The organism is Helicobacter cetorum MIT 00-7128 (assembly GCF_000259255.1).
GTDB classification, from domain to species: Bacteria; Campylobacterota; Campylobacteria; order Campylobacterales; family Helicobacteraceae; genus Helicobacter; species Helicobacter cetorum_B.
Genome location: NC_017737.1, coordinates 740,399 through 751,276 on the forward strand (window position 1 = coordinate 740,399; position 10,878 = coordinate 751,276).

The 10,878-nt window shown below is 34.1% G+C and carries 11 protein-coding genes; 8 read left to right on the top strand and 3 right to left on the bottom strand.

The features are described from left to right. The first annotated feature begins 346 nt into the window (after window positions 1–346). The 4 genes from HCW_RS03560 (at window position 347) to HCW_RS03575 (ending at window position 3,674) form a co-directional block, all read left to right on the top strand. On the top strand, window positions 347–982 hold the full coding sequence (locus tag HCW_RS03560) for a hypothetical protein (RefSeq protein ID WP_014660854.1): 636 nt from the start codon (window positions 347–349) through the stop codon (window positions 980–982). Then, window positions 983–1,882 (top strand): hypothetical protein, encoded by a 900-nt coding sequence (locus tag HCW_RS03565; RefSeq protein WP_014660855.1) that lies wholly within the window; start codon window positions 983–985, stop codon window positions 1,880–1,882. A gap of 93 nt (window positions 1,883–1,975) precedes the next feature. Then, a complete protein-coding gene (locus HCW_RS03570) occupies window positions 1,976–2,305 on the top strand; it encodes a hypothetical protein (RefSeq protein WP_014660856.1) in 330 nt (109 codons plus the stop codon). A gap of 259 nt (window positions 2,306–2,564) precedes the next feature. Then, entirely contained in the window at window positions 2,565–3,674 is a 1,110-nt protein-coding gene (locus tag HCW_RS03575; RefSeq protein ID WP_014660857.1) for a metallophosphoesterase, read from the top strand. A 52-nt stretch (window positions 3,675–3,726) separates the two neighbouring features. Here HCW_RS03575 and HCW_RS03580 read toward each other — a convergent pair whose 3' ends face one another. Continuing rightward, the gene (locus HCW_RS03580) at window positions 3,727–4,092 is read right to left on the bottom strand and encodes a hypothetical protein (protein ID WP_014660858.1); all 366 of its coding nucleotides are present in this window, start codon (window positions 4,090–4,092) and stop codon (window positions 3,727–3,729) included. A gap of 475 nt (window positions 4,093–4,567) precedes the next feature. Here HCW_RS03580 and hsrA point away from each other — a divergent pair, with 475 nt between their 5' ends. Continuing rightward, window positions 4,568–5,239: a homeostatic response regulator transcription factor HsrA gene (hsrA, locus tag HCW_RS03585; RefSeq protein ID WP_014660859.1), complete on the top strand. Its 672-nt coding sequence runs from the start codon at window positions 4,568–4,570 to the stop codon at window positions 5,237–5,239. 1 nt (window position 5,240) lies between these two features. Here the strand turns inward: hsrA and HCW_RS03590 are convergent, their stop codons facing one another. Beyond that, on the bottom strand, window positions 5,241–6,284 hold the full coding sequence (locus tag HCW_RS03590) for a DHH family phosphoesterase (protein WP_014660860.1): 1,044 nt from the start codon (window positions 6,282–6,284) through the stop codon (window positions 5,241–5,243). An 18-nt stretch (window positions 6,285–6,302) separates the two neighbouring features. Beyond that, entirely contained in the window at window positions 6,303–8,507 is a 2,205-nt protein-coding gene (flhA, locus tag HCW_RS03595) for a flagellar biosynthesis protein FlhA (protein ID WP_014660861.1), read from the bottom strand. 157 nt (window positions 8,508–8,664) lie between these two features. On the opposite strand from flhA, the gene rpsO reads away from it, so the two are divergent. The 3 genes from rpsO to aroQ all read left to right on the top strand — a co-directional run bounded on the left by rpsO (window position 8,665) and on the right by aroQ (window position 10,868). After that, window positions 8,665–8,937: a 30S ribosomal protein S15 gene (gene rpsO, locus HCW_RS03600; protein WP_014660862.1), complete on the top strand. Its 273-nt coding sequence runs from the start codon at window positions 8,665–8,667 to the stop codon at window positions 8,935–8,937. A 240-nt stretch (window positions 8,938–9,177) separates the two neighbouring features. Then, window positions 9,178–10,293: an O-antigen ligase family protein gene (locus HCW_RS03605; RefSeq protein WP_155802227.1), complete on the top strand. Its 1,116-nt coding sequence runs from the start codon at window positions 9,178–9,180 to the stop codon at window positions 10,291–10,293. Between the two features lie 77 nt (window positions 10,294–10,370). After that, window positions 10,371–10,868, top strand: coding sequence for a type II 3-dehydroquinate dehydratase (aroQ, locus tag HCW_RS03610; RefSeq protein ID WP_014660864.1), 498 nt, complete (start codon window positions 10,371–10,373; stop codon window positions 10,866–10,868). Window positions 10,869–10,878 lie beyond the last annotated feature (10 nt).

Consider the following 10,878-nt stretch of genomic DNA (forward strand, 5'->3'; position numbering starts at 1 on the left):
ATCAAAAATAGCTTGTGCTGTAATTAACTTTTGGGGTGTAAAATGGTGGACATTTTGACACCAATTGATACAATAAACGAAAGGAATAAAAATGGAAGTCATTCTTAAAAATTTGTCTTCTCTCTCTCTCTCTCTCTCTTAAAAAGTTAAAAATTTACTTTTCAAAATTTTTTATTTTTCTTTCAAATAATGCGACAAAGCACATTCCAATAAAATTCAGCAATTTTATTTTGTTCAAACTAACAAAGGGGGGTAACCTAAAATGAAGTAGGAAATGTTGGTAATGGGTTGCTAGTTTGAGTCATGTTATGTTATCACAATAAAAATATTTTTTAAAGGATATAAAATGGATTATGTTTCTAAAAAAGGCGCATTGAATCATAAGCATGGATTAGTTATTTGTGGAATTCAAATGGGTGGCGATGAAAGTCATGCAAAGAATGATATACCAGATAGCAAGAAATACTTTTCAGCAATTACCCATATGTATCAAAGGACAATTATTAAACGCTTTGAGTTATGGGAACACCCTCTAGAGACTGAGGAATCTAAAATGGGCGGTTTTGAAAAAAGTATCATAGGGATAGAATGGATTGATGGCCATTGCCCAAAAACTTCAGGAACAATAGAGGAGCTTTCTAAGCATTCAGAGCGTATTTTAAAATTGCTAAAAGATTTAGAGCCACGACTATTATTTTTACATGGGAAGTATATGTTGGAGGTTTTAAATAGTGTAAACATGAAATCTAGCGTGGAGAAAATTTTAGGTAAAGCCTTAAATGAACCAAGCTGTATAGAAAGAGTGTGTGATAGCAAGGGAAGTGTAGGGGAAGTGAGTTTTCAAAATTTTGAGAATTGCCAAGTTATTCAATTCCCACACCCAAGACGAGCTATCACAGATGATTTTGTTAAAAGCTTTAAGGTTGAAATCAAGCCTTTGATTGATGAATACAAAGAATACAGAAAGTTTAAAGGAGTTTAAATGTCATATAAAAGTTTTTTATTAAGTGTTGGGGTGAGTGTTATTTTAGTAGGTTGTGGGAGTTTGGAAAGTATTGTCAATCCTGAGCTTGCTATGAGAAAGGCTGCAAAACAGACTATACTCTCGCTAGAAAATTCTGCAAAACAGCTTTACAGTAAGCAAAAAGAAATGAACGATAAGCAAAGTGAAGAGATTATTAAAAGTCTATCTCAAAATCTCACACCATTATTTAAGCCTAGAAATGAACAAGAGTTTAAAACGCACAATGATGATTTAAATACTCTTTTGTGGTATAGCAGATGTGAGGTGTATTATGGAAATAGACCTATAAGCGGACTAGGTTATCTTGCAAGGTTCAATCTTGATGCTTATAATGAATTCATGAAAAAATTATTTCAATCTTCCAATACTCAGATTATGGATGTGGAAAGTGAATTGAATCAGGCACCTTTTAAATCCCTTAGCGAAACAAAAAAGGAGAGTCTAGCAAAGGGATTGACACTTAGGCAGATGGGGTTGACTGGGGATACAAAAAAACGCCTTGATAAAGAGATAGACACAAAAATCAATCAACGCATGGAAGAGGATAAGAATAACAATCAAGAGATGCAAACAACTTGTAGGGCATTTTATAAAACAACCAATCTTATCCTTAAGCCACTTTTAGCTCAGAGAATTTTAGAGATTGATAAAATACAAGAATATCAGTCTAACAAACCTTTGCGAGAGAAAAAATACCAAGAAGCCAAGCGTTTCATAGAGACCACGCCTTTTGCCGAACCTAGTGATAAAAAGCTCCTTGAATATCGTGCTGCTTTTAAGGCTAGTGGCAGTGATTTTGATGATTCTTTGAGTAAGAAACAGCAAGAAATTAAACGGGCTAAGGAGAATACGAACTAAGATGCAGAACTTGCCAAAGAGCAAGCTCAAAGAGCTAAAGAAAAGGCAGCACTTGAAGTCAAATTAACGGCAGAGGGCAGGCGTTATGGGCGTTTGAGAAAAGATAAGCTAATTTTTCAATATGAGATTATTGATAACGATACAACAATATTGCATATTGTAAATAGAGATAACAATCCTATTGCCATTAAGGAATTTACTATCAATAATGGTAATGGCACTTGCCCAATGGAATTTGGCGAGGAAATGGCTGAACAAGCTTGGGGGATTAATACAAGTGGAAACTTTGTGCGTTTAGAAGTGGGACAAGAAACAAAACGGAAAGTAGAATGTGGTAAGCGTAATATTATCATAATCAAAATCGTTACTTATGGTAGGGGAACTCTAACTTATAGAGCTGATGAATTAAAACCGATAAATTAGAGTTATCACTATTCAAGTAAAAATCAAAATTATTGATGACCTGAATAGGGGGAGGGGGAGCTTTGATTGACTTAAATAAAAATACGACAAATAACTTTTTATATTTTTATCAACAAGAGTTAAAAGACCAAGATTATTGCAAAGTATTTTCTGAAATTAAGAACTATCAAAAATTTGGATAGTAGGTTGTAAAAATTTAGCTAAGGGATAAATTAGAGTTTGCATGCTAAGATAAAAAACTCATTATAAAAAGGATAGCATGTTTATTTCAATTGCTTTTTTCTTGGTTTTATGTGTGCTAAACTACGCTACTTTTAGGCTTTTAAGAGCGTTTTTAACCTTAAAGAAAATATCTCAATACGCTTATTTAGGGTTTTTTATCCTTTTATGTGTGGGGGAAGGGATTTTTGCTTTTTATAGAAACTCTATGCCAAGTAGTCTATTTGTTTTAACTTCAGCTTGTTCGTTTATTACTTTTATCTTATTTGTTTTTGCCCTAAGCTTTTATGGTTTTTCTTATTCCATAGAAAAAATAGATTTTTTAGATTCAAGGCGTAAAAGCTTAAAAAATTTTTTGAAATTAGGGTTTTATCTAGCGTTATTAGGGTATTTTTGGCGTGGGTTTTATGAAGGGCTTGCTCGCCCAAAAATCAAAGAAACCTCCATTTATTTAGATAAATTAGACAAAGAATTAAAAGTTATTTTACTAACAGACATGCATATAGGGCATTTATTGCAAAGGGAATTTGTAACTTACATTGTAGAAGAAGTCAATCAAAAAGAAGTGGATATGGTGCTTATTGGTGGGGACTTAGTAGATAGTAAAATTGAAAAAGTCAAATCTTTTTTACTGCCCTTAAACAATCTCAAAAGCACTTATGGCACTTTTTATGTGCCAGGAAACCATGAGTATTATCATGGCATAGAGCCGATTTTATCGTTTCTTAAAACTCTTAACATAACGATTTTGGGTAATGAGTGTGCGAACTTGAATGCAATTAATTTGTGTGGGGTGTATGACTATTATGCACGAAAGCATAAAAATTTTGCCCCAAATATTGATAAAGCCTTGCAAAAGCGTGATACAAATAAGCCCACCATTCTTTTAGCTCATCAGCCTAAACAAATTAAAAGTATCAAAGAAAGTCATTCTATAGATTTAATGCTTTCAGGGCATACGCATGGGGGTCAAATCTTTCCTTTCAGTCTTTTAGTCAAATTGGCTCAAACCTATTTGCATGGTTTATACAAGCATAGCAACACGACACAGATTTATGTGAGTAGTGGGGCGGGGTATTGGGGAGTTCCTTTAAGGTTTTTAGCCCCTAGTGAGATAGCTTATCTTAGGCTTTTACCCAAAGAAAGCTAAAATTTTAAAAAAGCTATAGCAAGCTTTTAAAAAAAAGAGCTTGCCATAAAAGCTAGGATTTAACGACATTACCCCTTACAATAAAGCAATGTTTAATCACAAAGAATCGCCATGACCAAGTATGAGATATGGATACATTCACTAGGGTGTGTCCAACGCCACCTGATTGCTCTAGGGCGTTTGCTATAGCCTTATCTAAAGCGTTCTTGCTTTTAGACCCTAAAGGAATTTCACGATAAGCAAAAGGAATGAAATTATCCTTATAATAGCATGCCTTACCCTCAACAACCCCTGAACTTTGGTTTTTAACCCCCTCACTATTGAGAGAAACCATGCCCAGATTACCAATTTGTTGTGAACAACCCGTAATTAAAAGCACTCCTAAACCTAGAGTCGCTTTAGCGATTTTATTTTTCATAAAAACTCCTTATTTAAATTTCAAACAGCGGAGCTTAATTTTGAAAAAAAAAAAAACAACAAATGGTAAATAAAGTTTTAAAAACAAAAACTAAGATAAAATAAAAGATGAAAGCATTTCCTAAAATTGCAATAAGATTAAAGAAAGGGATTATAAAATTTAAACTTTCCTATTGGCTAAACAAAAAATTACAAAAGAAACTAAAAGAATCAAAACAACTATTGGGAAGAAGAGAAAGGAGGGGGAGGTGACTCTTCTAACCCAATAGTGCCAACCAAACCCTAAGGAATGGTTGGATTTGACTATTATACAATAGAATTATGATTTTAGGAAAAAATTTTTTAATTTTTGTTTGAAATAGATAGGGAGAACCACAAAAAAGATGCGTTTTTAAAAAACTTAAGTTTTTTTTAAACTAACTTAAAATTATGCTATAATCCAAGTTAAAATACTCTTAAATTAGGGGTCAATCACCATGCGTGTCTTACTTATTGAAAATAATTCTGTTTTAGGCGATGAAATTGAAAAATGCTTGAATGAGCGTGGCTTTATGGCTGATGCAGTAGAGAATTTAGAAGATTTTGAATACTACATTGGCGTTAGAAATTATGATTTAGTCATGGTTAGTGATAAAAATGCCTTTAATTTAGTTTCTAAAATTAAAGAAAGACATTCTTCTACTGTGGTGTTGGTTTCTTCAGATAATCCTACAAGCGAAGAAGAGATTAGTGCGTTTGAGCAAGGCGCAGATGATTACATTGCTAAGCCTTATCGTAGCATTAAGGCTCTTGTAGCAAGAATTGAGGCTCGTTTAAGATTTTGGGGCTCAAATGTCATTGAAATTGAAGATTTGATTATTAGTCCTAATGAGGAAAAGATTGTTTATAAGGGGCGTGAAATTGAAGTTAAAGGCAAGCCCTTTGAAGTGCTTACGCATTTAGCTAGACATAGAGACCAAATTGTTTCTAAAGAGCAACTTTTAGATGCTATTTGGGAAGAGCCAGAATTAGTTACTCCAAATGTGATTGAAGTGGCTATCAATCAAATCCGTCAAAAAATGGATAAGCCTCTTAATATCTCCACCGTAGAGACTGTGAGGCGTAGGGGTTATCGCTTTTGTTATCCTAAAGGAGGGTGTGAAGAATAGTTTAGCTATGAGCTAAAATTTCTTCTATTTGCTCTTTTATGTCTTTATAATTAAAACTTTCTTTAAAGCCCTCTATTTTACCCCCACTAGCGTTTTTATGTCCGCCTCCATTAAAGCAAGCCTTGCTTAAAGCACTCACATCGCAATTTCCATTAGCCCTTAAACTCACATTTCCTTTAGCATTCACATCTATATAAAAATCAAAGTCGGGGTTTTGCACCAAGAAAAGATTTGCTAAAACGCTAATACCCCCCATAGAATAACTTAAAAACCCTTTTTTGTCTTGGTAATAAACACAGCATTCTTCTTTCTTTGTTGATAGTAAGCGCACTTGTGCGTTAGAAGAGATAGTGTCCATAGTTTCTGTGTTAGGATTGCCCCCTAGAGCGATTTTTTTCAGCCTAAAAAGGTCGTTATCATAGGCTACGGGAGCATTTTCTAAGAATAAATAATTTTTAACTTCTTCTAAAAGTTTTAATTTGTAATTGCGGTTTTCTGTTTCAAACATAAAGCGGTTTAATTCGGTGCTTTGACTAACCATGCGCATGCAAACTTTCCCCAACTCAAAACCATAGCCTTGTGTGTCCCAAATATCCACCGAATTAACCATTTCTACTAAATAATCTAGCCAAGTAGTATGGCTAGGCTCTAAGATAGTGTAGTGTTGTTTTAAAAACTCATAAGTGATTTTAGTTGCAGAACGACTAGTGTCTAAAAAATACCAATGAAAACTCTCGGCCACTTCTTTACCGCTAATGTGATGGTCTAGTAGTTGGATTTGAATGTCTTTTTGTTGGAGGCGGTATTCTTGAACTTTATCTTGTAAATATTGTGCCTCACCTAAACTCAAATTTAAATCACTAATGAGAATGAGAATTTTTGTCTCACTAGATTGAGCGATAGCATTTAGAATTTCATAAATGCGTGCTAAAACTTCACGCCCATAATTAGCGTTATAACATTGAACTTTGGTAAAAAATTGTTTTGAAATAAGCTGGCATGCATAGCCGTCTAAATCAATGTGTGAAAGATGATAAACTTGCATAATTTTCCTTAAAAATAATTAAAAATTAATATGTATTGTGCCTAGAGCCTCAAAATTAGAGTTGGGGTCTAATTCAGCATGGCTTAGAACAACCACATCAATTCTAGCTTGTTCCATTTGGCTAGAAAGAGCCTTTCTTAGATTTGGCTCTACGATTAGAATAACCGGCGCAACGCCTTTTTGTAAGACTTTCATAGATTCTTCAGAAACAATCTCAATGAGTTTTTGCAATTCGCTCACATTCAATAACAAACTCTTAGAAGAGCCATTTTCACGCAATTTGTTAAGTAAGAATTGCTCAGTATCTGTAGAGAAAGTTAGAAATTTTAAATTTCCATCTTCAGATTTAAAGGTATTAGTAATCACTCTTGATAGTCTTGCTCTAACTTGTTCGGTTAAAATATTCACATCATTTTGAACTTGAGGCGCAATATCAGTAATGGTTTCTAAAATAGTAAGCATATCTTTAATAGGGATTTTTTCATGTAATAGGGCTTGTAAGACTGAGCGAATGGCACCGGTTGGGATTTTCTTACTTTCATCTACAATGGTAGGATAATCTTTAGCCAAGCGCTCCAAGAGTGCTTTAACTTCATCTTTAGTGATAAAGTCTTCAGCATATTTTTTCACTAATTCGCTTGTGTGCGTAGCAATAACTGTGCTAGGGTCAATGATAGTATAGCCTTGAATAATCGCCTCTTCTTTATCCTTGGCATCAATCCATAGAGCATCCATGCCAAAAGCTGGTTCTTTGGTAGGGATTCCCTCAATTTCTTTACTCACAAATCCGGTATTCATAGCTAGAAATTTATCAGGCATTACAGCGCCATCGCCAATGACTATACCTTTAAGCTTGATTTCATAATGCGTTGGGGGAAGTTGCAAATTATCTCTAATTCTAATTTGAGGCATTAAAAAGCCATAATCGCTTGCAATCTTTTTTCTAATACCTCTAATTCTTTCTAATAAATCGCCCCCTTGCTTAATATCAGCTAGACTAATAAGTTGATAACCTAAAGCAAGCTCTAAAAATTCAATTTTTAACACTTCATCAATCGCTTGTTCTTCTTCTCTTTTAATCTCTTCTTGGCTTTTAGGCTTGCTAGTTGTTTGGGCATGGGCTTGTGTTTTGATGCTAGGAGATTTTGGATTAAAATCAACGCCTAACTTTTTGCCTAAATAGTTTTCAAACTTAGTAAGCAAGCCATCTTTTCCTTCTCTACTAATAAGCCAAGCAACAAATAAAAAGAGTGTCCCTACAAATGCTAAAGAAAAACTAGGAAGTCCGGGAATGGTAGCAAAGAGTAATAGTATCGCCCCCACAATCACTAAAGTCTTACTCTTGTTGGTAAGTTGAGTGATAAGTTTGGAGGCAAAGTCTTCTTCTTCGTTTTGTGTGGTGCGAGTAGCGACAATACCGGTAGCTGTGGCAATAATTAAAGCAGGAATTTGTCCTACAAGCCCATCGCCAATGGTTAGGATAGTAAAAGTGCTAGCACTAAAACTCACGCTCATATCTCTTTGAAACACGCCTACCAAAAAGCCCCCAATAATATTAATAAGCGTAATGACAATAGAGGCAATCGCATCACCTTTAACAAATTTGCTCGCACCATCCATTGCGCCATAAAAATCTGCCTCTTGGCTTAAGGCGGTGCGTCGCTTTTTGGCCTCTTTATCATCAATAAGCCCTGAGTTTAAATCTGCATCAATTGCCATTTGTTTTCCGGGCATGGCATCTAAAGCAAATCTAGCTCTTACTTCAGTAACCCTAGTAGAACCATTAGTAACAACTAATAAATTCACTAGCACCAAAATACTAAAAATTATCGCTCCAATGACATAATTCCCGCTAACGGTAAATTCCCCAAACGCTGTGATAATATCACTTACATTATTAGGTCCTTTATAGCCTTGAGTTAAAATCATTCTAGTGGTGGCGACATTTAAGGCTAGACGATACAAGGTTACAATAAGCAGTAAAGTAGGAAAAGCGCTAAAATCTGTAGGTTTATCAATATAAAGCCCAATTAAGATAATCAATACTGATAGAGCGATTGAAATAGTGAGTAAAAAATCTAGTAAAAAAGGCGGTAGTGGCACAATAATAATAGCTAAAATCGCAATCACAAAAACAACTACCGCTAAGTCTTTGGATTGCAAGAAGCGTTTTAGGATAGGAAAGGTTTTTCTAAATGCTGTTTTTGAGCGTTCGCTTGCCATTATTAAATTGATTGCCTTTTAATATTAGATTGGTTTTCTAAAATTTTAATTCAAACTCTGTATTATAGTAAAAGTTCTCTTAAAGGATTGAATAAAAAAGCTAATTTTACGCTATAATATGCGCTTTTAATTTTAACTACCAATTAGGAGGTCATTTATGGCTTTAAATCTGGAGAAAAAGCAAGAAATCATTAAGGCATTCGCTCTTAAAGAGAATGACACTGGTTCTTGTGAAGTTCAAGTAGCGTTATTAAGTGAGAGAATCAAGTATCTAACAGAGCATTTAAAAGCTAATCCAAAAGACCATTCAAGTCGCTTAGGTCTTTTAAAATTAGTGGCTCAAAGACGCAATTTGTTAAAATATATCAAGCGCACTGCGCATGCAAGATATATGGATTTAATCCAAAAACTTGGCATTAAAGACAGATAGTCTTATTCTAAGTTTGATGATGAAAACATTGGTAATTTTGCATTGATAGGGCGTTTAACAACACTTTTAGGTGCAAACCAAGTTTTCACTTCCCTTTTTGCTTTTTTCTTTTTAACTTCTTTCAAAAAACCTTTCGCACAGATTTTAATTGTATTATTAGTAGTTGGCGCACTTTATTACTTTATTAAATTTAGAAAAAAACCTTTTTCTTGCTCTTTGATATTTTTAGAGACTAGACATGTGTTTATATCTTCAATTTTGATGTTTCTAAGCGTATTGCCTAATATGTTTTTGGATAATGGTTTTTTATTTAGTCTGCGTTCGCTCAATATGCCTTTGGTGTATGTATTGGGGGCTTTAGGGATTTTTTGTTTGTTTAATACCTATAAACAAATATCATTAAATCCAAAATGGCTTTTTAAATCCATGCTTATAGCAACTTGCATAAACGCCTTTATAGCTTGCTTGCAAGTCTCATATCATAAAATTTATCATCACAGCTCGTATCGTGCAGACGGATTTAGCACTATTGTGGGGTTTTCAACTTTGAGTGCGATTGCAGGTTTTGGTTGTTTTGCTTATGCTTTAGGGCAAGAAAATTCTAAAGAGCGCTATAAATATTCTTTAGGCATCATCTTAGCTTTTTTAATCGTTTTATTGAATGATACAAGAAGTGCGTTATTAGCTTTTATGGCTACTTTTTTAGCAATAGTAATTTGGGCGTTAATAACAGATAAGAATAAAAAACGCTTATTAGTGCATGTATTGGTCTTATTATGTGTATTTGGGGGAATTTTTGCGCTTAATAAGATGTTGTTTGTAGCTGAGCAATCTATTGATGAAAAAACGCAGTTTCAAAAAGACATTGAACTCTATGAGCAAAAAAATGACCCAAACAGCAGTATAGGCATGCGCTTAGCTAGGTGGAAAGAGGCGATAGAAATTTTTAAAATGTCGCCCTTAATTGGCATGAGCATTAAAACTCGTTGCGATAAACAAGCTGAAATTATTGAGCGTGCTAAATCTTATAGAGACCCTAGCACAGTGGATTGTAAAGAAAAATATGATAATGAGTTTTTTAACACTTTAGCATCTCAAGGATTAGTAGGGATTATAGTGCTTATCTATTTTTTAGGGAGTATTTTTATTCTGTTTTATAAACGCCTTAAAGATAGCTTATTTTCTTATTCGCAAGACTTTTCTTATGTGGCTATCAATTTAATGCTGTTAGGTATGGTTATTTATTATGTAGTGTTATGTATTGGGTTTGACCCTTTTCACTTTTTTATTGAGGGGAGTTTTTTTGTTGCAATGGTGCTTATGGGTGTTCTTATGAGAGCAAGTTCCAAGCGCTAAACCCTTTCTTATATTAAAGGTTAAAAACTAGAACTTATGATATAATGCACTCCTATTACTATCAAGGAGAGAGTATTATGAAAATTTTAGTTATTCAAGGACCTAACTTGAACATGCTAGGGCATAGAGACCCTAGACTTTATGGAATGGTTACCTTAGATCAAATTCATGAAATGATGCAAACTTTTGTTAAGCAAAGCAACCTAGATTTAGAATTAGAATTTTTTCAAACTAATTTTGAAGGTGAAATCATTGATAAAATTCAAGAGAGTGTAGGCAGTGATTATGAGGGTATTATTATCAATCCTGGAGCGTTTAGCCACACTTCTATTGCGATTGCTGATGCGATTATGTTGGCAGGTAAGCCTGTGATTGAGGTGCATTTAACTAACATTCAAGCTAGAGAAGAATTTAGAAAAAATTCTTATACCGGAGCAGCATGTGGGGGCGTGATTATGGGATTTGGGCCACTTGGATACAATATGGCATTAATGGGTATGGTAAATATCTTAGCCGAGATGAAAGCCTTTCAAGAAGCTCAACAAAATAATCCCAATGGACCAGTAAATAACTAATATTTCAAAG